Below are 18,980 nucleotides of genomic sequence, written 5' to 3'. Positions count from 1 at the left end.
CCAATCACGGCGATGCAACATCATGCCATCTCGCTTTAGCGCCCGATCCGCGCCAGGCCGTCGGCCAGCGCATCGAATACCACGCGGTAGCGCGCACCGCGCCGCAGGTCCTGGTGCATCACGATCCACATTGGCAGCGGCAGATCGAGCGCGTCTTCCAGCACCCGCACCAGCGACGGCTCGCGCTGCGCCACCTGGATCTGGCAGATGCCGATCCCGAACCCGGCGCAGATCGCCGCGAACTGCGCGGCATCCTGATCCACCCGCAGCGCGAACATCGATCGATCGATCCCCGGCAGATGCCGCATCGCCGCACGGATGAAGACGGTTTCCGTATCGAAGCCGATCAGGTCGTGCCGGGCCAGATCCTCCAGGGCCCGCGGCTCCCCCCGCCGCGCCAGATAGTCGCGATGCGCATGGAAACCGAGCCGCACCGCCCCCACCCGCTTCGCCACCAGCGCCTGCTGTGCCGGCGCCGTCATCCGCACCGCGATATCCGCCCGGCGCTGCAACAGATCGTCGACCTGATCGGAGAGCGACAGCTCGATCGTGATCGCGGGATTTGCCCGGCGCAGCGCCGTGAGGATCGGCGGCAGGTGCCGCACCCCCACCGCCTCGCTGGCGCTGATCCGTACCACGCCCTCCGCCGCATCGGGCCTTCCGCTGCCGCCGCGCCGCAAGGCCGATGCCGCTGCCGCCAGCGCCTCGGCATGGGGTTGCAGCGCCAGCGCCCGATCGGTCGGCGAAAGCCCGCGCTGCGAGCGTATGAACAGCGCCCCCCCGATCGTCGCCTCCAACGCATCGATATGCCGGGCGATGCTCGGCTGCGTCATCCCCAGCACGCGCGCGGCGGCCGAAAGCGACCCCTCCCGCAGGACCGCGGCAAAGCTTCGATAGACGTCCCAGCTCGGCTCACTATTCATCGATTTCCGTATAGCATACCCACACCATTCGGCAATTTCCGTATGTCTGGTCACCTGCCATCTTCGCTGCACTTCCTCAGCAAGGCGACGCGACATGACGACACGAACGGCACTGATCCTGGGCGCGACTGGCGGCATCGGCGGCGCGATGCTGCAACGACTGACGGCGGGGGGCTGGCGGGTGCGTGCGCTCACCCGCACGGCGACCGCGCCGCTGCCCGCTGCCTGCGAACGAATGATCGGCGACGCGATGGATGCCGGGGCGGTTTCCGCCGCCGCCCATGGTGCGGCGGTGATCGTCCATGCCGTGAACCCGCCCGGCTATCGCGATTGGGACAAGCTGGTGCTGCCGATGCTGGAAAACAGCATCGCCGCCGCGCGCGGCGCGGGAGCGCGGATCTTGCTGCCGGGCACGGTCTATAATTTCGGGCCGGACGTCTTCCCCACGATCGGCGAGGAAGCCCCGCAACGACCGAGCACGCGCAAGGGGGCCATCCGCGTCGCGATGGAGATGCGGCTGCGCGACGCCGCCGATGCCGGCGAGGTGCGGGCGCTGATCGTCCGCGCCGGCGATTATTTCGGGCCCGGCGCGGCGAACAACTGGTTCTCGCAAGGGCTGATCGGCGCGGCCGGCAAGCGCCCCCGCGTCGTCCGGCAGCCGGGCGCGAATGGAGTGGGGCATCAATGGGCCTATCTGCCCGATGTCGCCGAGACGATGGCGCGCCTGCTCGACCGCCCCGGCCTCGCCGATTTCGCGCGCTTCCACATGGGCGGCCATTGGGATGCGGACGGGCGGGAGATGCCAAACGCGATCGTCCGTGCACTGGGTGACCCCGCCATACCGATCCGCCCCCTGGCCTGGTGGCAACTCCGCCTCGCCGCGCCCTTCCTGGTCACCGCCCGCGAGCTGATGGAGATGCGCTATCTGTGGGAACAGCCGGTACGCCTGACCAACAACCGCCTGCTCGCCGAACTGGGCAGCGAACCGCATACCCCGCTGGCCGAGGCGGTGCGGGCGACGCTGGCAGGGTTGGGATGTCTTTGAGCGAGGCAGCCCGCCGATCAGCGGCTAAACACGCTCCACCGCGCAGGGCGGCAACTACGGGGCAGCGCGTGGCAACTCTTACCACCGACGGCGGGATCACCACCTGCCGGGCTTGCTCGGCGTCGCTGAACGCCCAACAAAAGCCCCTGCTCGCGCTGCCCCACCGCCGCCTGGCGGTCCGCCAGAGCTATCGCGGCCGGCTGCTGCTGGCCGGGCGCGACGGGAAGTCGCTGGTGCCGGTGCTCGTGCTCGTGGCGCGGCACGCATCTTCCTTACTGGATGAAGGTCGTCATTGTGGAATGATCGACACGTTACTCCTCCAGCATATCGCGCACCATGCCATGCGGATCGAAAGCAAACTGGCGCTGGATACGGAAGTGCGGTGTGTCCTCCAATTCGACCGGGTCGATGCCGTATTTGCCCATACCCAAGAGCCGCGCCTGGGGCAGCGCCATCAGGATCGGCGAGTGCGTCGCCATGATGACCTGCGCCTGCCCGACCGACTGGATACGCCTAAGCAGCTTGAGGAAATCGAACTGCCGCAACGGCGACAGTGCGGACTCGGGTTCGTCGAACAGAAAAAGCCCCGGCCGGGCGCAACGCTCCTCAAACAGGCGAAGAAACCCTTCCCCATGCGAATGCGAGAGAAAGTCGGCCGAGCGGCTGCCCGCGTCATCGAGATACCGGGCAACGGAAAAGAGGCTTTCTGCGCGAAAGAACCAGCCCTGACCGATCTTGGGCAACCAGCTCGCCTTCAGCGCCGAGACAAGCGCGCCGCCGCTGCTCTCCAGCGCACGACTATGATCGACCGCACGATGGCCGGGGCCGCCGCCGGCCTCATCGAAGCCAGCGAGCACGGCGATGGCCTCTAACAGCGTCGACTTCCCGACGCCGTTCTCGCCCGCAATGATGGTGACGGGCACGTCAAATTCGAGCGAGAAGTCGCCCCGGAACAGCGGCAGGCACCAGGGATAGACTCTACGATCGATCTCGGCTTCGCCGTCTAGCCAGACGCGCTTGAGATAGGGCGGCGGCAACGTCGTGTGTCGATACCGCACCATGCCTCCTCACTCCGCCGCAGCCGCTTCCTCCACCTCGCCCCCCTCGGGCGCCGGCAGTTCCGCCGTCGGTGCCCGCGCGATCACGTCGACCGTGTCGATCGCGTCCAGCGCGCTGTTGCCGGTATCCACGTTGAGCGCCTGGAAGCGCCGCGCGGAGACCATCACCCGGCCTTCGAAGCTCGCGACGAACTTGTTGTAATTCTCCACCGCACTGTTCAGCCCGCCGCCGACGCGCTTGAGGTGGCCCGCCGCCGTCGCCAGCCGCTCGTAGAGTTCCTTGCCCAGCTTGCCGACTTCGCGGGCATCCTCGGTCAGCTTCTGCTGGCGCCACATCGCCGCCACGGTGCGGGCAAGCGGCAGGAAGGCCGAGGGGCCGGCGATGATCACCCGGTTGCGCGCGGCGCGCTCCCACAGCTCCATGTCCACTTCCAGCGCGCTCGACAGGAAATTGTCGCCGGGGATATACATGATCACGAAGTCCGGCGCCTTTTCGAACTGCGCCCAATAGGCCTTGCGCGACAGCGCGTCGGCATGGGTGCTCATCGCTTTCGCATGGGCCTTCAGCGCCGCGGTGCGCTCCTCGGCGCTGGTCGCCTCCGCCGCCTGGAGATAGCCGTCGAGCACGCACTTCACGTCGACGATCAGCTGCTGGTCGCCCGGCAGGCGGATGATGAAGTCCGGCCGCAGCATGCCGTCCTCGGTGGTGACCGAAACCTCCGCCGCGAAATCGACATGGCCGGAAAGCCCGGCAATCTCGATCAGGTTGCGGAACTGCTGCTCGCCCCAGCGGCCGCGGGTCTTGGGTGCGGCGCGCAGGGCATTGACCAGCTTGGAGGTTTCCGCGCGCGTTTCGCCCAGCCCGGCCTGCACGGCGCTGATCGCCTCGCGCAGCTGGCCATAGCTGTCGCTGCGGTCCTTCTCGACGCGCTGCAGCCCTTCCTCATAGCGCTTGAGCGTGGTGTCGATCGGCTGGAGCAAGGTGCGCAGCCGCTCCTCGCTCTTCTCGCCCGCCTGATGGAAGCGCGCCTCGGCGCGTTCGAGAAAGGCGCGCTGCGTCTCACCGAGCATGGTCGAGGCGAGTTCGCGGAACTGGCCGGCCATCACCTCGCGGGCATTGACGAATTCGGCGAGCCGCTCCTCGAACGAGCCCGCCTTGGCCTTGAGCTCGGCCAGCTCGATGCGGGCGGCATCGCGCTCGTTGCGAAACATCGCGGCTTCCTCGCGCAGGCGGGGGAGCTGCGCCACGCGCTCCTCGGCCATGGCGAGATCGGTGATCGCGGCCTTGAAATCAGCCTCGCGCCGAGCGCTTTCGGCCCGCGCCTCGCTCGTGCCGCGCGCGCCGATCAGCCAACCGACCACCACGCCCGCCACCAGGGCAACCATCACGAAAGCAACGACGAACGGATCCAACACCATATCTCCCGGGAACAGGACGCGAACTTACTCCCGAGGGGGCAGGGCCGCAAGGGCGGGTGCGGTCGGTTCGGCGCGGGTTGGCGCGGGGTTGGTGGATAAGTGGCGGAAGCCCGTCCCCCACCCATCGTCATTCCGGCGAAAGCCGGAATCCATGGGGGGCACCGTCGCGGCGCCAGCCCCAGCGTAGTGGCGAATGGATCCCGGCTTTCGCCGGGATGACGGGTGAATCTAGGATCCGGGAATATCCTCCCCCGCCAGGGGGAGGTGGCGCCGAAGGCGACGGAGGGGGAGGTCAGCGACCAATGAACGGCAGGGGTTCCTCCCCCTCCGTCAGGCTGCGCCTGCCACCTCCCCCTGGCGGGGGAGGATATACTTCAGGCTCAACCCCTACGGGACAAAATCAGGCCGCCTTGCGCGCCTTGTTGAGCTTTTTCAGCAGCATGTCGCGCTTGAGCCGCGAGAGGTGGTCGAGGAAGACGATGCCCTCCAGATGGTCCATCTCGTGCTGGATGCAGGTGGCGAGCAGGCCCTCGAACAGCTCGTCATGCTGTTCGCCCTTCTCGTCGAGCCAGGTCACCCGGCAGCGCGCGGGGCGTTCGACATCGGCGAACTGGTCGGGGACCGACAGGCAGCCTTCGGTATAGACCGAAACTTCCTCGGCCGGCTCATGGATCTCGGGGTTGATGAAGACGCGCGGGTGCCGGATCGGCTTGCCCTCCTCGTCCTCTTCCTCCTGCAGGTCCATCACGATCAGGCGCTTGGGCACGCCGACCTGGATGGCGGCGAGGCCGATGCCCGGCGCATCATACATCGTGTCGAACATGTCGCCGATCAGCGCGCGGATGTCGTCATCGACCGCCTCGACAGGGGTGGAGACGAGACGCAGACGCGGATCGGGTACTTCGACGATGGGGAGGATGGCCATCGCCCAAATTTAGGAGAGCCGCCCTCCAGCGTCAAGCAACCGGGCGGCGCGCGCGGAGCGCCTGGGCCAGTGTGCCCTCGTCGAGATAGTCCAGTTCGCCCCCTACCGGCAGGCCGTGGGCAAGCTGGGTGACGCGGATCGGGAATGCCTCCAGCCTTTCGGAGACGTAATGTGCGGTGGTCTGGCCCTCAAGCGTGGCGTTCATTGCCAGGACCACCTCATCGATGCCGCCTGCCCCTACCCGGCGGACCAGCGCGTCGATGCGCAGGTCCTCGGGGCGCACCCCGTCGAGTGCGGAGAGCTTGCCGCCCAGCACATGGAAGCGCCCGGGGAACAGCCGCGCCCGGTCGAGTGCCCAGAGGTCGGCGACTTCCTCGACCACACAGAGCGAACGGTCGTCGCGGCGCGGGTCGGCGCAGATCGCGCAAGGGTCGTGCGTGTCGACATTGCCGCAGATATGACAGGTGGTGAGTTTCTGGCTGACCGCGCTCAGCGCCGCGAGCAGCGGATCAAGCGTCGTCTCGCGCTTCTTGAGCAGGTGGAGCACCGCCCGCCGCGCCGATCGCGGCCCGAAACCGGGCAGCCGCGACAGGGCCTGGGTCAGCGCTTCGATTTCGGGAGAGGCCATATGCGTCACATAGGGGCTTGCACACGCGCCTGCCAAGCGGTTGAGGAGGAACATGCGCATCCTCTTCATGGGAACCCCCGATTTCGCGGTGCCGGTGCTCGACGCTTTGGTCGAGGCCGGGCACGACATCGCCGCTGCCTATAGCCAGCCGCCCCGCCCCGGCGGCCGGCGCGGCAAGGCGCTGACCCCCTCGCCGGTCCATGCCCGCGCCGATGCGCTTGGAATCGAAGTGCGGACGCCGCTGAGCCTGAAGGGCGCGGAGGAGCAGGCGGCGCTGGCGACGCTGGGTGTCGATGTCGCAGTGGTGGCCGCCTATGGCCTGATCCTGCCAAGGGCGGTATTGGCGGCGCCGCGGCTGGGCTGCCTCAACGTCCATGGCTCGCTGCTGCCCCGCTGGCGCGGCGCGGCGCCGATCGAGCGGGCGATCCTCGCCGGGGATGCGGAGACTGGCGTCGGGATCATGCAGATGGAAGCCGGGCTCGATACCGGCCCGGTACGGCTGGAGGGCCGCACGCCGATCGACCGCAAGACCGCCGGCGAGCTGCGCGCCGAGCTGAGCGCAATGGGTGCACGGCTGATGGTGCAGGTGCTCGCGGACTTCGACGCCTATCCGCCGATCGTCCAGCCCGAGGACGGCATCACCTATGCCTCCAAGATCGACAAGGCCGAGGCCCGGCTTGATTTCACCCGCAGCGCCGTCGAGGTCGAGCGGGCGGTGCGCGCGTTCAATCCGGCGCCGGGCGCCTTCTTTGAGCTGAACGGCGAGCGCTTCCGCATCCACGCCGCCGATCTGGTCGAGGCGAGCGGACCGGCCGGCATGGTAGGCGAGGACCTGCTGATCCATTGCGGCGAGGGCGCGATCCGCCCGACCTCGATCCAGCGCGCCGGACGCGGCGTGATGACGGTGGCCGATCTGCTGCGCGGTTTCCCGATCCCGGCGGGGACGCAGCTTTGACACGCTTCGCCCTGACGGTGGAATTCGACGGCCGCCCCTTCATGGGCTGGCAGCGGCAGGATCATGGCCCCAGCGTGCAACAAGCGATCGAGGATGCCGCCTATGCAGTGACCGGCGAGGACGTGGTCGTCCATGCCGCAGGCCGCACCGATGCGGGCGTGCACGGGCTGGGCATGCGTGCGCATCTCGACATCGCCAAACCGATCGCACCGTTCCGGCTGATGGAAGCGCTCAACGCCCGCATCCGACCCAACCCGGTCGCGATCCTGGCGTGCGAGGAGGTTTCGGAGGATTGGCATGCCCGATTCTCATGCCTTAGCCGCCATTATGAATATCGGATCGTAACCCGCCGTGCCCCCCTGACCTGGGAGAAAGGGCTCGCCTGGCGGCTTTCAGGCCCGCTGGATGTGCCGGCAATGCAGGCGGCTTCCGCCCATCTGGTCGGCCGTCACGACTTCACCACCTTCCGCTCCGCCCATTGCCAGGCCGAAAGCCCGGTGCGGACGCTCGATCTGCTCGAGGTGGTGCAGCATCGCGAGCGGATCAGCGTGTTCGCCTCGGCGCGGTCGTTCCTGCACCATCAGGTACGCTCGATGGTCGGCTGCCTGTCGCTGGTCGGCCAGGGCAAATGGGCGCCGGAGGATGTGCGCGACGCACTGGCAGCGCGGGATCGCGCCGCGCTGGGCCTCAACGCCCCACCGGATGGGCTGTTCTTCCTCCGCGCCGACTATCCACAATAGCGTCGCCGTGCGGTGCTGTTCGGCGAAGAATGGCGCTTAGAGGCAGCGGGGATCGCGCACCGGCGCATCGCCGCCGCGGGTCAACCAACGGCCGTCGGGCGTGCGGTATTTCTCGCCCGGCGCCGTGCGCAAAATCAAGTTGCAGCCGGTGACGAACGCCATCTGCTCGACCGTGGAGCCAGACGCTGCCTGCTGGGTGTATTGGCGCTTCCGCTGGATGTTGATGTTGTTCACCATCGCCTGCAGTTCCGGCGTAGCGTTGGCGACAATGCCCAGATAGCCATCGGGCTGTTCACCCACGAGCCCGTTCTGACGCGCCGCCTGATAGGCCGGATCGCGCTGGGCAAAGGCAGGAACGATCAAGCCTGTTGCCAGCGCGGCGGCAAGCCCGAAGGTGGAAAGCAGCATACGCATCAGAATATCCCCGGATTGTCCTGGATGATGGCCTTCGCCTTGTTGTCGAGACGATAGACCACTTCCTGTGTGATCGAAATATTGAGGTTGATGACGATCGGCTTGTCGGGCGCGGTCACGTTCACGCATCCGCCCGCCAGCACCAGAGGCGCCAGGCCCAGATAGCGGAACCGGTACGACAAAACCTCTTTCATGCTTCCAATCTCATTTCGATGCCTTTCATGGAACCGGGGCGCTTTCGCGAGGCTGAATGGCCGGCTTCGCCGCTTCCTGCGCACGTTTCTGCTCCTCGATCAACGCCGGCAGATTGCGTTCGATCAGCCGGCGCGGATCATACCAGGATTGCACCGAGTCGAGCAGCTGGCGGAAAGGTGCGTTGATCCGCACGTTGAACACGAACGGCAGCCGCGCCAGACGGCGGATCAGGAAGTTGGATTTCGTCCCCTTCCCCTGGCTCAAACCGGAAAAGCGGATATCGGTAATCATCTCGCCGGCGAGCGGCCCGTTCATGCGCAGGGTCAAGCTCTTGTAATCGAGCGACTTCAGCGCCTGGAAAGCCATATTGCCCCAGAGGCCCAGGTTCCGTTGCGATACCTCGCCGACATAGGCGATGTGCCCACCCGCCCGCGCGTGCAGTTCACCGCCTTCGATCCGCCCGCCATTAGCATCGAAGATCATCGGCAGCGTCCCATCGAAAACGCCCGTCGCGTCGAGATTGTCGAAGGCCATTTCCTTGAGGAACAGCGCTGCATCGACGCCTTTCACATGAAAGGTCATCCGCCGTTCGCCGGCATCGTTGAAATCAAGGATCGTCGGATCGAGGATCAGTTCGCCCCCCGCGAAGGGCCAGCGCGCGCCTTCCACCGCCACGCGGCGGCTATCCAGCAACTGATAGCGGAACACGCCATCGCGCACCGACACGCCGGGATTGATCTCGGCGACTCGCGCCACCTGGGCGGTGCCGGTACGAACATTGAGCAGATCGGTGAAATCGACCTGCGTCGTCAGCCCCTGCACCGGCCCAAAGGCGGCTGCCAGCGCCATATCCGTGGCGGTGAAGCTGCCGCTGCTGGTCACGGCGTCCCCCGACCAGGCAAAACGGCCGTGCCCCGATACCAGCCCATCGACATCCGCGATCACGCCATAGGTGAGCGGCGTCAGGTCGTTCGGTTGCAGGCCTTCGGTATGGAAGCGGATGCCCGGAACGTCGAGCACCGCCCATCCGGTCCCGTTCGCAAGATCATGGCCTATCGTAACCTTCCCTATCGAAACCTGCCGCTTGGTAGCTGCCAGATCGGCTTGGGCATCGATCACGCCGCCATGCACGCGCAATCGACCATTTGGGGCAGCAACGGGAACGAAGCGCGGGGAAGGCGCCGCATCGGAAAGCAGAAAACCGCCCAGCAGCGATAGATCGCCCTGCGCCACCTGCCATTTGCCCTTGCCCCGGGAAAGGACTAGCGGCACCGCGCCGATCTGCCCGCCCAAGCCTTCGAAGGTGCCGCCCGGCCCGGCTTCGATGCTCCCGCGAAGCAGGCCGATATCGAGGCGCGTCGCCGCGCCCTTCCCCGCTCGAACCGCGGCGGTGCGAATGCCGAAGCGGCCGGTACCCAGGTCGATCTCGGCGCCCCCGGAGGAAAGGCGCAGCGGACTGCCACCCATGGTGCCGGCAAGATCGATGCGGGTGGCCCGGAACCCGCCGGCCATCCGCTTGCCGCGCCACTGCACCATCGCCGGGCCGAGTGGACACAAGGGAATTCGGCCCGCGTTCAGTACCATACCGGCAGCGATGATGCGGGAAAAGGCGAGCCGAGCGCACCCGGGGTTGACGGTGAGCGTCCCCGCGTCCCAGCGCGCCAGAAGCGGCATCGAAAGCCCTTCGACACGCCCGCCGGGCAGCGGCCCGGACAGGGTCGCCGTCGTGCGAACCTCGCCCGCACCGCCGCGCTGGGCGAACGCGATCGCCGAAAGTGCGATGCGCGCGTCGCCCGCGGCATAGGGCAAGACACGGCCCGACCCGAGGAGCGCCCCGGTTTCGGGCGAGCGTGCGAGCTGAAATGCCATATCGGGCAGCCCACCGCCGCCCAGCACCAGCTTCCCGGCAAGATCGATGGCGCCGTCGGCCAGCGCGTATCCAAGGCCCGTTCCCTGCCCGAACCGCATATATGCGCCGGAAGGCGCCGCGAGATCGAGCTGCCTTAAACGCAACGCCGCCTCCCGGCCGCCCAGGCGAAAATCGATGGTCGCCTTCCCGTCGAAACGCCGCGCAGCAGCACGCAGCGCCTGCGCCAGTTGTCGAGCAAGCGGCTCGGCCGGCGTTCCCTGTCCGGCGGCTTCATAGGCAGCGATGGCGGCGAGTTGCGCCGGTGCTGCGGCGGCCCCCTTTACTGCGGCATCGCCGTGGAACTCCACCAGCCCGCTGCCGATCGAATAGCGCCCGGAAACGGCAGCTGAGGCCGCCCTGCCCTGCGGCAGGTTCAGCCGTTCCGAGCGGAGCGCGACGCTCCCCTCGGTTCGCATATGGTCGCCCGTGAAATCGATGCCTCCACCCAGGCTCGCCACCCGTCCGAACGGCGCCGCCAGCGCCAACGCTCCAAGGCTTGCGTTTCCCTGCCAGCGCTTGAAACCAGGGTCGAGCGCGACGCGCACATCGATATGCGGCTGCGACACGCGTACGTCCCGGCACGCGACCTGCGCGGCAGCGGCCGGCCCCGTCAGCCTGGGCGCCCCGCGCTGGATGCGCAACTGCATCTGGGCAGCCAGCCCTTCCAGCGTGCAATCGGCGACCCGCAAGCGCTGGCCTTGAACGCGCAGCGCCCCCACGAAGCCGTCCGTCAGCAAGCCATGGCCGCGAAGGCCGAAATCGACCACCCCGGCGCTACTTTCAAGACGTAACCTGGCATCGGCGATGTCGACGTGCAGCCGAGGCAGCGTGAAGGGCTTGCCCGACGGCGGCGGCATCAGCCGATCGAGACTGCCGAGCGACAGCGTGCCGTTGACGATTCGCCCCCGGACCCGGAGCGTGCCCACCCTGGCGAGCAGCAGGTCCGCGCGCCATGGGTACAGCGCCGTGCGCAGTTCGATCCAGTCGGCCACCAGATCCGGTTTGCGCGGATCGCCGATCACCACATGGGTCAGCCGCTGCCTCCAGGGCGAGAGCTGTTCGATCTCATAGCGCGCCGGGACGCCGCGCCTGGCCAGTTCACGGTCGACAAAGCCCCGCCCGATGGTGCGCCGCTGGAACCAGGCCGCTACCAGCAACGCAAGCAGCAGCATGAACAGCAGCGCGAGCCGACGGCGCCAACGCGCACGGGCGGGGCGGACCTTCACCCGCACCTCGCCAGCCCTTGCCTCTTCTTCGCTACGGTCCACGCCCGCTCCAGCTACCCGCCCATCTTGTTGCAACGGAGCAAGTAGCTAGAGCTGTCTTACCCTGCAAAAGGTTCCATGGCGTAGCATCGAGCGGATGCCGTTACCCGGCGTTGCCAGCCGGCGCCAGCGTTGCCGAGAGTTGCAGCATCCGGTTGGCGGTTTCGCGTTCGCCCATCACGACATGGTCGACCCCGAGATGTTCGAGATGTTCGACTTCGCCGGCCGAATGCGCGCGCGCGATCACCGGCAGGTCCGGCCGCAGGATCCGCGCGTGCTGCAGGATCGCACCGCCCTCCAGCCCGGCCGGGATGGCGATCAGCAGCTTGCTGGCGGTGGCGATCCGGGCCGCCACCAATGTCCGCGCCTCCAGCGCATTGCCTTTGACCACAAGCATCCCGTCGTCTTCGGCCTTTTGCGCCATGTCGTCCTGGTCCTCGATGATGGCGAAGGCCTTGCCCTTCCGCTGCAGATCGGCGGCGACCATGCTGCCGACGCGGCCATATCCGACGAGGATGATATGGTCCTTTGCGACGTCGACAGGGAGGATCGGACCGCGCTCGGGATCATGTTCCTTCTGTCGTCCCGCCACCCAGGCGAAGAGGAAGGGATTGGCCAGGATCGACAGCATCGCGCTCGCCAGAACAACGTCGCGCGCCTCGGTCGGGAGCACCTGCAGCGATGCGCCCAGCCCGGCCAGGATGAAGGAGAATTCGCCGATCTGCGCGAGGCTGGCCGCAACGGTGAGGCCGGTCTCTCGCGTATAGCCAAAAACCCGCACGATCGCATAAGCCGCAAGCGATTTGCCGAGGATGATGATGGCCACGGCCGCAAGCAGCGCGAGCGGCTGGGTGACGATGATCGCGGGGTTGAACAACATCCCCACGGATACGAAGAACAAGACGGCGAACGCATCGCGCAGCGGCAGCGTCTCCTCGGCCGCACGCCGGCTGAGCGAAGTCTCGCCCAGGATCATGCCGGCGAAGAACGCGCCCAGCGCGAAGGAAACGTCGAACGCCAGCGCCGCGCCGAACGCCACGCCGAGCGCGATCGCCAATACCGCCAACCGGAAGAGTTCGCGCGATCCGGTACCGACCACCCATTGCAGCACCCAGGGGATGACCCTTCGGCCCACCACCAGCATCAGCGCGAGGAAACCGATCACCTTCGCGAACGTCATCAGCAGCGGCTTCAGGATCGATCCGCCCTGCCCTGCACCACTTACCATCTCCGCAAAGACGGGCAGCAGCACCAGCGCCAGCACCATCGCCAGATCCTCGACGATCAGCCAGCCGACCGCGATGCGGCCGCGGTGCGTCTGCACGATATCATGGCCCTGCAGCGCCCGCAGCAGCACGACCGTGCTCGCAACCGAAAGCGACAGGCCGAACACCACGCCGGCGAACAATCCCCACCCCATCAGCCATGAAAGGCCCATGCCCATCAGCGTAGCCGCCGCGATCTGCACGACCGCACCCGGAACCGCTATGGTACGCACGGACAGCAGATCCCGTAGAGAGAAGTGCAGCCCGACGCCGAACATCAGGAGGATCACGCCGATCTCCGCCAGTTCATTGGCAATGCCGGCATGGGCGACGAAGCCGGGCGTGAACGGGCCGACCAGGATGCCTGCGAGCAGATAGCCCGCAATCGGCGAAATCTTCAGGCGCTGTGCGAGCGCGCCGAGCACGAATGCGACGGATAGGCCGGCGACGATGGTGGCAATTAACGGCGTGTGATGGGGCATCGATCCTCCTGTAGTGTACATGACGGTCGCGCCGGCCACCCGAGTGGGGGGGCCGGCGTTCTTCAGTTCAGGATGCGGCAGATCCCACGACAGCCGCCAGCACGCCGGCCGCACCGGCCACGCCCGCCCAGATCGCCAGCACGAACCACCAGGGTGGCCGCTTGTTCTTCTTCTTTCGCATCGAACCTCCTCGCGAGGCGCACGATCGCGGCCCCGCTTCCATGGTTTCCAGACAACGAAAGAGATCGGATCGATCTCCCTCGCCGCGTCACGCGCGCGCGGACCGCGCGCCGAAACCGTCAGGCAGCAGGAGGTTCGCGAGCGCCACGCAGGCCCGATAGTGCCAGGTGGTGGAGGATCGCAGGCGCGATGGTGCCGCGCACAAGCGGCGCGTGGGGAGCATTTGAAGTAAGCGCGCAAGCGCCGGGGCTACAGGCGGGCACGAACGCCACCTGCCGATCGGGAAGCGGATCCTTCGCCTTGCGTGCGAGGCTCTGTTTGGCGAGGAACCGCTTCGGTCCGCTGGACCTCAGCGCCACGCTCGTGGTCGCCGGGTTGAACGCGGAACCATCCGCAACGCTCTGCGGTAGCCCGGCCGGCAGCAGCGCGCAAAAGAGAATGGCGCAAACCATGCTCCACGCCGCGACGACCGCGCCAAGCGATCGCCGGAGCGTCGGCAAGGGGGCGCTGCCGCGCATGGTGGAGAAGGAACGCGCCATGCAGGCTGGATCCTAACAGGCAGGCCCCGCCCGGTAAACCATTACCGGGCGGGGCCATTCCGATCAGGTGGGGCGGCCATATGCCGCCGCGCCGGATTCCACAATCAGTCGCGCCGCGGCGCCGTACCCTTGGGCAGATCGTCCAGTGCCCGGTTCAGCGCCAGCACATTGACCCGCGCCTCACCCAGGAAGCCCAGCAACGGCCGCTCGACCTGCGCCGCCACAAGCCCGCGGACCTGCGCGACGGGCATTCCCCGCGCCGCGGCAACACGATCTACCTGGAAAAAAGCCGCCTCGGGGCTGATATCGGGATCGAGCCCCGAGGCGGAGGTAGTCACCAGATCGGCGGGAACCGATTTTCCTGGTGTGTGCGCGAGATCTGTCTTGATGCGATCCGCCAGCGCCTGGCTGGTCGGGCCGAGGTTCGAGCCGCTGGACGCGGTCGGATCATAGCCATCCTTGCCGGCAGCCGAGGGGCGGCCGTGGAAATAGCCGGCACCGGCAAAGCCCTGGCCGAGCAGTTCCGAGCCGATGACCCGTCCGTCGTCGCGGATCAGGCTGCCATTGGCCTGGGCGGGGAATATGGCCTGACCGATGCCGGTCATCGCGGCCGGGTAGCCGAGGCCCAGCAGCACCGCGAACAGCAGCGTCAGGACGAGCGCGGGGCGGAAGGCAGAGGTGAATTCCTTGAGCATGTTCCTGTCCTCAGGCGAGCTGGAGGCCGGCGACGACCAGGTCGACCAGCTTGATCCCGACGAACGGCGCGATCAGCCCGCCGACCCCGTAGATCGCGATATTGCGGGCGAGCAGCGGACCGGCACCGATCGGGCGATAGCGCACGCCCTTCAGCGCCAGCGGCACCAGCAGCGGGATGATCAGCGCGTTGAAGATGATCGCCGACAGGATCGCGCTGTTCGGGCTGGCCAGCCCCATGATGTTGAGCGCGCCCAACCCCGGATAGAAGGCCACGAAGATCGCCGGGATGATCGCGAAATACTTCGCCACGTCATTGGCGACCGAGAAGGTCGTCAGTGCACCGCGCGTCATCAGCAGCTGCTTGCCGAGGCCAACGATCTCGATCAGCTTGGTCGGATCGCTGTCGAGATCGACCATGTTGCCGGCTTCGCGCGCCGCCTGGGTACCGGTGTTCATCGCCACGCCGACATCGGCCTGGGCCAGCGCGGGAGCGTCGTTGGTGCCGTCTCCGCACATCGCCACCAGCTTGCCGCCCTGCTGTTCCTTGCGGATCAGCGCCAGCTTGTCCTCCGGCGTCGCCTCGGCGAGGAAATCGTCCACCCCCGCCTCGGCCGCGATCGAAGCGGCAGTAAGCGGATTGTCGCCCGTGATCATCACCGTGCGGATGCCCATCCGCCGCAGCTCGGCGAAGCGCTCGCGGATGCCCGCCTTGATCACGTCTTTCAGCGCGATCACGCCGAGCAGACGGCCGTCCTGCGCCACGGCAAGCGGCGTCATCCCGGCGCGGGCGATCTCGTCGGTCATGCGGCGGAGCTCGGTCGCCTGCGCGGTCGTGCCGGTCCCCGGATTGGCGCGCAGGATCGAATCCACCGCCCCTTTCTGGATCAGCGTACCGCCGAGCTTGACGCCCGAAAGGCGGGTCTGGGCGGTGAACGGGATCACTTCGGCATCGGCAGGCAGCGCCGTCTGCACCACCGCGAACTTCTCGCGCGCCAAGGTGACGACGGAGCGGCCCTCGGGCGTCTCATCGGCCAGGCTGGCGAGCAGCGCGGCTTCGGCCAGTTCGCCCTGCGACACGCCGCTGACGGCGCGGAACTCGCTCGCCTGGCGATCGCCGACCGTGATCGTACCGGTCTTGTCCAGCAGCAGCACGTCGATATCGCCCGCTGCTTCCACCGCACGCCCGGATTTGGCGAGCACGTTGAAGCGGACCAGCCGGTCCATGCCCGCGATGCCGATCGCGGACAGCAGCGCTGCGATCGTCGTCGGGATCAGCGTGATCAACAGCGCAGCAAGCACCGCCACCGGCACCGAGCCGCCGGCATAGGCGCTGAACGCCGGCACCGTCGCCACAGCGATCAGAAAGATGATGGTCAGGCCGACGAGCAGGATCGTCAGCGCGATCTCGTTCGGGGTCTTCTGGCGCTCGGCGCCTTCGACCAGCGCGATCATGCGATCGAGAAAGCCCTGCCCCGGCTCCTGCGTCACCCGTACCTTGATCTGGTCGGAAATCACGCGGGTACCGGCGGTGACGGCCGAGCGATCGCCACCGGCCTCGCGGATCACCGGCGCACTCTCGCCGGTGATCGCGGATTCGTTCACCGACGCCACCCCCTCGGCGACTTCGCCATCGGCCGGGATCAAGTCGTTGGTCTCGACCAGCACGATGTCGCCGCGCTTCAGCGCGCTGGCGGGCACCAACTCATAACCGCCGCTCACCTGCTTCTTCGCAGTGAGTTCGGCCTTGGTGGCGCGCAGCGAGGCGGCCTGCGCCCGGCCCCGCCCTTCGGCCAGCGCCTCGGCGAAAGTGCCGAACAGCACGGTGAGCCAGAGCCAGACGATCAGTTGCGCCTGGAAGGCGAAGGAAAGCTTCTCGCCGCCGAGCCCCAGCAGCACGGTGAGCAGCAATGCCACCACGGCGGTGGTGAAGAGCACGGGGTTCTTCACCAGTTCGGCCGGGTTGAGCTTTCGGAAGGCATCGCCAACGGCCGGGCCGATCAGCTTCGCCGAAAACATGGTTGCGGGTGTCGTGGTCATTGTAGTCGACCTCAGAAGAGCTGGCCGTGGAGCATCGCGACGTGATCGGCGATCGGGCCGAGCGCGAGCGCCGGAAGGAAGGTCAGGCCGCCGACAATCAGGATGATGCCGACCAGCAGACCGATCCAAAGCGGGCCGGTGGTGGGGAAAGAGCCGGCGGATTCGGGATGGTGCTGTTTCGCCGCCAGGCTGCCGGCAATCGCCAGCGCAGGGACGATCATGAAGAAGCGGCCGATCCACATGCCCACGCCCAGCAGCCCGTCATAAAAGGGCGTGGCGGCGGTGAGCCCAGCAAAGGCGGAACCGTTATTCCCCACGGCCGACGTGAAGGCATAGAGAATTTCGGAAAAGCCGTGCGGCCCCTTGTTCAGCGGTCCGGCCAGTCCCTGCGGCAGCACGGCGGCGAGCGCGGTCAGACCCAGGATCATCAGCGGCAGGACCGCGATCGCCAGCACCGCCAGCTTCACTTCGCGCCCTTCGATCTTCTTGCCGACATATTCGGGGGTGCGGCCCACCATCAGCCCTGCGACGAACACCGCCAGCAGCGCGAACAGCAGGAAGCCGTAGATGCCCGCGCCGACGCCGCCCACCACCACTTCGCCGAGCTGGATGTTGAACATCGGGATCAGCCCGCCCAGCGCCGTGAAGCTGTCATGCATCGCATTGACCGCCCCGCACGAGGCATCGGTGGTGACGACTGCGAACAGCGACGAGGCGGCGATCCCGAAGCGAACCTCCTTGCCTTCCATATTGCCGCCAGCCAGGCCGATGGCGTGGTGGATCGGGTTGCCGGCAGCTTCCTGCCAGTAGGTAATCGCGGTGCCGCCCAGGAACAGCAGCAGCATCGCGGCGAGGATCGCCCAGCCCTGGCGGGTGTTGCCCACCGCCTTGCCGAACGTCCAGGTCAACCCCACGCCGATCGCGAAGATCGAAAGCATCTGGACAAGATTGGTCAACGCGTTCGGATTTTCGAACGGATGTGCCGAGTTGGCGTTGAAGAAGCCACCGCCATTGGTGCCGAGCATCTTGATCGCTTCCTGGCTGGCGATCGGGCCAAGCAGGATCGTCTGGCGAGCGCCCTCCAGCGTCGTCGCATCGACCGAGCTGGCGAAGGTCTGCGGCACGCCGTTCGCGATCAGGAACAGCGTATAGACGATGCAGAGCGGTACCAGCAGATACAGGGTGATCCGGGTCAGGTCTGCCCAGAAGTTGCCCAGCCCGCTGGTCTGGCGCCGCGCAAAGCCGCGGAACAGCGCGAAGGCGATGGCGATGCCGGTCGCGGCCGAAAGGAAGTTGTGGATCGTGAGCCCCAGCATCTGGCTGAGGTTCGAGAGCGTCTCGCCCGAATAGCTCTGCCAGTTGGTGTTGGTGGTGAAGCTGACGGCGGTGTTGAACGCCAGGTCCGGGCTCATGCCCGGCAGTGCCCGCGGATTGAGCGGCAGCACATCCTGGAAGCGCAGCACGAGATAGGTGAAGAGCAGCGTCGCCAGTTGGAACACCAGCATGTGCAGCGCGTATCGGCGCCAGCCCATTTCGGCGTTCGGATCGATGCCGGCGAGCTTGTAAAAGCCGCGCTCGACGGGGCCGAGCACGAAATGGAAAGGCGTGCGCCGCCCTTCATAGAGAGCGAACAGCCACGCGCCCATCGGCTTGACGAGCGCGACGACGATGGCGGTGAAGACGAGGATGAGCAGCCAGCCCTGCACGGTCATGGCGTCGTTCCGATCAGAATTTTTCGGGCCGCACGAGCACGGCCGCGAGGTAGAGGAGAAGGGCGAAAGCGGTCAGCCCGGCGAGCATGAGGGACAGCGACATCGGCAGCCCTCCTCACGCTTCGTCGCACAGGCGCACATAGGCGAGCGTCAGCAGGAACAATCCCGCCAGCACCGCCAGCCAGAGCAGATCTGTCATGGTGTTTTCCTTGTCCTGCGGGACGCATGGCGGCCCGGAATAGGGAGAAGCCGGAACAGGCCGGCGCCTTCGGCAGCGAGCGCGCTGCCCGAACATCCGCACAGCACGGCCAGCGCGGCGAGGCGGTAGTCGGCGGCGCGGGGAATATGGGGGACGAGGACCATCCCGTGATGCAGGCGTGACAGAACGAAGCCGCACAGGCCAAGCAGCATCGCCCCCGCCCCGCGCAGCATGATCTCCGCCGTCCACAGCCGTTCGCCGCGCGCCATGCGGCGAAGCGCCGCACGAAATCGTGAGTTTGGACGCATTGTCATGCGCCCCTGTCCGCCGAAGGCCCGTTAAGCTTCTACGGGGATGTTGGCGGAACGCGTAAAGTTCGCATAAAATTTGCCGG

At 67.1% G+C, this 18,980-nt stretch carries 18 protein-coding genes; 3 read left to right on the top strand and 15 right to left on the bottom strand.

Features of this window, described 5'->3' with window-relative positions; translation table 11 throughout:
* Positions 1 to 35 precede the first annotated feature (35 nt).
* Positions 36 to 923, bottom strand: coding sequence for a LysR family transcriptional regulator (locus tag DD559_RS18710; protein ID WP_116470506.1), 888 nt, complete (start codon positions 921 to 923; stop codon positions 36 to 38).
* Positions 924 to 1,017: 94 nt separating this feature from the next.
* Between DD559_RS18710 and DD559_RS18705 the strand changes: the two genes are divergently transcribed.
* Entirely contained in the window at positions 1,018 to 1,968 is a 951-nt protein-coding gene (locus DD559_RS18705) for an NAD-dependent epimerase/dehydratase family protein (protein ID WP_116470505.1), read from the top strand.
* 311 nt (positions 1,969 to 2,279) lie between these two features.
* Here DD559_RS18705 and DD559_RS18700 read toward each other — a convergent pair whose 3' ends face one another.
* The 4 genes from DD559_RS18700 to recR form a co-directional block, all read right to left on the bottom strand.
* Positions 2,280 to 3,029 carry an AAA family ATPase gene (locus DD559_RS18700; RefSeq protein WP_116470504.1) on the bottom strand — a complete coding sequence of 250 codons (750 nt, stop codon included), beginning with the start codon at positions 3,027 to 3,029 and terminating at the stop codon, positions 2,280 to 2,282.
* Positions 3,030 to 3,035: 6 nt separating this feature from the next.
* Complete coding sequence (locus DD559_RS18695) at positions 3,036 to 4,439, bottom strand: DNA recombination protein RmuC (RefSeq protein ID WP_438270426.1); 1,404 nt, start codon at positions 4,437 to 4,439, stop codon at positions 3,036 to 3,038.
* 406 nt (positions 4,440 to 4,845) lie between these two features.
* Entirely contained in the window at positions 4,846 to 5,370 is a 525-nt protein-coding gene (gene def / locus DD559_RS18690; RefSeq protein WP_116470502.1) for a peptide deformylase, read from the bottom strand.
* Between the two features lie 31 nt (positions 5,371 to 5,401).
* Positions 5,402 to 5,998 carry a recombination mediator RecR gene (gene recR / locus DD559_RS18685; RefSeq protein WP_064312102.1) on the bottom strand — a complete coding sequence of 199 codons (597 nt, stop codon included), beginning with the start codon at positions 5,996 to 5,998 and terminating at the stop codon, positions 5,402 to 5,404.
* Between the two features lie 52 nt (positions 5,999 to 6,050).
* Between recR and fmt the strand changes: the two genes are divergently transcribed.
* Together fmt and truA are read left to right on the top strand one after the other, a co-directional pair.
* On the top strand, positions 6,051 to 6,953 hold the full coding sequence (fmt, locus tag DD559_RS18680; RefSeq protein ID WP_116470501.1) for a methionyl-tRNA formyltransferase: 903 nt from the start codon (positions 6,051 to 6,053) through the stop codon (positions 6,951 to 6,953).
* Positions 6,950 to 7,693, top strand: coding sequence for a tRNA pseudouridine(38-40) synthase TruA (gene truA / locus DD559_RS18675; protein WP_116470500.1), 744 nt, complete (start codon positions 6,950 to 6,952; stop codon positions 7,691 to 7,693). Before fmt ends, truA begins: the two co-directional genes overlap by 4 nt.
* A gap of 36 nt (positions 7,694 to 7,729) precedes the next feature.
* Here the strand turns inward: truA and DD559_RS18670 are convergent, their stop codons facing one another.
* The 10 genes from DD559_RS18670 to DD559_RS18625 form a co-directional block, all read right to left on the bottom strand.
* The gene (locus DD559_RS18670) at positions 7,730 to 8,101 is read right to left on the bottom strand and encodes a YdbL family probable chaperone protein (protein ID WP_240610411.1); all 372 of its coding nucleotides are present in this window, start codon (positions 8,099 to 8,101) and stop codon (positions 7,730 to 7,732) included.
* A gap of 5 nt (positions 8,102 to 8,106) precedes the next feature.
* The gene (locus tag DD559_RS18665) at positions 8,107 to 8,301 is read right to left on the bottom strand and encodes a YnbE family lipoprotein (protein WP_116470498.1); all 195 of its coding nucleotides are present in this window, start codon (positions 8,299 to 8,301) and stop codon (positions 8,107 to 8,109) included.
* A 25-nt stretch (positions 8,302 to 8,326) separates the two neighbouring features.
* Entirely contained in the window at positions 8,327 to 11,479 is a 3,153-nt protein-coding gene (locus DD559_RS18660) for an intermembrane phospholipid transport YdbH family protein (RefSeq protein WP_116470497.1), read from the bottom strand.
* 100 nt (positions 11,480 to 11,579) lie between these two features.
* A complete protein-coding gene (locus DD559_RS18655; RefSeq protein ID WP_116470496.1) occupies positions 11,580 to 13,223 on the bottom strand; it encodes a cation:proton antiporter domain-containing protein in 1,644 nt (547 codons plus the stop codon).
* Positions 13,224 to 13,522: 299 nt separating this feature from the next.
* Positions 13,523 to 13,942: a hypothetical protein gene (locus DD559_RS19685; protein ID WP_133243860.1), complete on the bottom strand. Its 420-nt coding sequence runs from the start codon at positions 13,940 to 13,942 to the stop codon at positions 13,523 to 13,525.
* A gap of 104 nt (positions 13,943 to 14,046) precedes the next feature.
* Positions 14,047 to 14,637 (bottom strand): potassium-transporting ATPase subunit KdpC, encoded by a 591-nt coding sequence (kdpC, locus tag DD559_RS18645; protein ID WP_116470494.1) that lies wholly within the window; start codon positions 14,635 to 14,637, stop codon positions 14,047 to 14,049.
* 10 nt (positions 14,638 to 14,647) lie between these two features.
* Positions 14,648 to 16,675: a potassium-transporting ATPase subunit KdpB gene (kdpB, locus tag DD559_RS18640; protein WP_240610335.1), complete on the bottom strand. Its 2,028-nt coding sequence runs from the start codon at positions 16,673 to 16,675 to the stop codon at positions 14,648 to 14,650.
* An 11-nt stretch (positions 16,676 to 16,686) separates the two neighbouring features.
* Positions 16,687 to 18,387, bottom strand: coding sequence for a potassium-transporting ATPase subunit KdpA (gene kdpA / locus DD559_RS18635; RefSeq protein ID WP_116470492.1), 1,701 nt, complete (start codon positions 18,385 to 18,387; stop codon positions 16,687 to 16,689).
* Positions 18,388 to 18,400: 13 nt separating this feature from the next.
* Positions 18,401 to 18,490 carry a potassium-transporting ATPase subunit F gene (locus DD559_RS18630; protein ID WP_116470491.1) on the bottom strand — a complete coding sequence of 30 codons (90 nt, stop codon included), beginning with the start codon at positions 18,488 to 18,490 and terminating at the stop codon, positions 18,401 to 18,403.
* Positions 18,491 to 18,582: 92 nt separating this feature from the next.
* Positions 18,583 to 18,855 (bottom strand): hypothetical protein, encoded by a 273-nt coding sequence (locus DD559_RS18625; protein WP_116470490.1) that lies wholly within the window; start codon positions 18,853 to 18,855, stop codon positions 18,583 to 18,585.
* Positions 18,856 to 18,980 lie beyond the last annotated feature (125 nt).

It is taken from the genome of Sphingomonas pokkalii, assembly GCF_003096275.1.
GTDB classification, from domain to species: domain Bacteria; phylum Pseudomonadota; class Alphaproteobacteria; order Sphingomonadales; family Sphingomonadaceae; genus Sphingomonas; species Sphingomonas pokkalii.
Note: the sequence above shows the minus strand (reverse complement) of the source record. Positions and strands in the feature narration are given on the sequence as shown.

What these genes read in the sequence shown, in the direction of transcription:
- DD559_RS18700 (WP_116470504.1), bottom strand. Translation starts at nt 3,029, where the DNA reads ATGGTGCGGTATCGACACACGACGTTGCCGCCGCCCTATCTCAAGCGC.
- kdpC (WP_116470494.1), bottom strand. Translation starts at nt 14,637, where the DNA reads ATGCTCAAGGAATTCACCTCTGCCTTCCGCCCCGCGCTCGTCCTGACG.
- fmt (WP_116470501.1), top strand. Translation starts at nt 6,051, where the DNA reads ATGCGCATCCTCTTCATGGGAACCCCCGATTTCGCGGTGCCGGTGCTC.
- DD559_RS18655 (WP_116470496.1), bottom strand. Translation starts at nt 13,223, where the DNA reads ATGCCCCATCACACGCCGTTAATTGCCACCATCGTCGCCGGCCTATCC.
- DD559_RS18630 (WP_116470491.1), bottom strand. Translation starts at nt 18,490, where the DNA reads ATGTCGCTGTCCCTCATGCTCGCCGGGCTGACCGCTTTCGCCCTTCTC.
- DD559_RS18710 (WP_116470506.1), bottom strand. Translation starts at nt 923, where the DNA reads ATGAATAGTGAGCCGAGCTGGGACGTCTATCGAAGCTTTGCCGCGGTC.
- DD559_RS18705 (WP_116470505.1), top strand. Translation starts at nt 1,018, where the DNA reads ATGACGACACGAACGGCACTGATCCTGGGCGCGACTGGCGGCATCGGC.
- recR (WP_064312102.1), bottom strand. Translation starts at nt 5,998, where the DNA reads ATGGCCTCTCCCGAAATCGAAGCGCTGACCCAGGCCCTGTCGCGGCTG.
- DD559_RS18625 (WP_116470490.1), bottom strand. Translation starts at nt 18,855, where the DNA reads ATGGCGCGCGGCGAACGGCTGTGGACGGCGGAGATCATGCTGCGCGGG.
- DD559_RS18665 (WP_116470498.1), bottom strand. Translation starts at nt 8,301, where the DNA reads ATGAAAGAGGTTTTGTCGTACCGGTTCCGCTATCTGGGCCTGGCGCCT.
- kdpA (WP_116470492.1), bottom strand. Translation starts at nt 18,387, where the DNA reads ATGACCGTGCAGGGCTGGCTGCTCATCCTCGTCTTCACCGCCATCGTC.
- def (WP_116470502.1), bottom strand. Translation starts at nt 5,370, where the DNA reads ATGGCCATCCTCCCCATCGTCGAAGTACCCGATCCGCGTCTGCGTCTC.
- DD559_RS18670 (WP_240610411.1), bottom strand. Translation starts at nt 8,101, where the DNA reads ATGCTGCTTTCCACCTTCGGGCTTGCCGCCGCGCTGGCAACAGGCTTG.
- DD559_RS19685 (WP_133243860.1), bottom strand. Translation starts at nt 13,942, where the DNA reads ATGGCGCGTTCCTTCTCCACCATGCGCGGCAGCGCCCCCTTGCCGACG.
- kdpB (WP_240610335.1), bottom strand. Translation starts at nt 16,675, where the DNA reads ATGACCACGACACCCGCAACCATGTTTTCGGCGAAGCTGATCGGCCCG.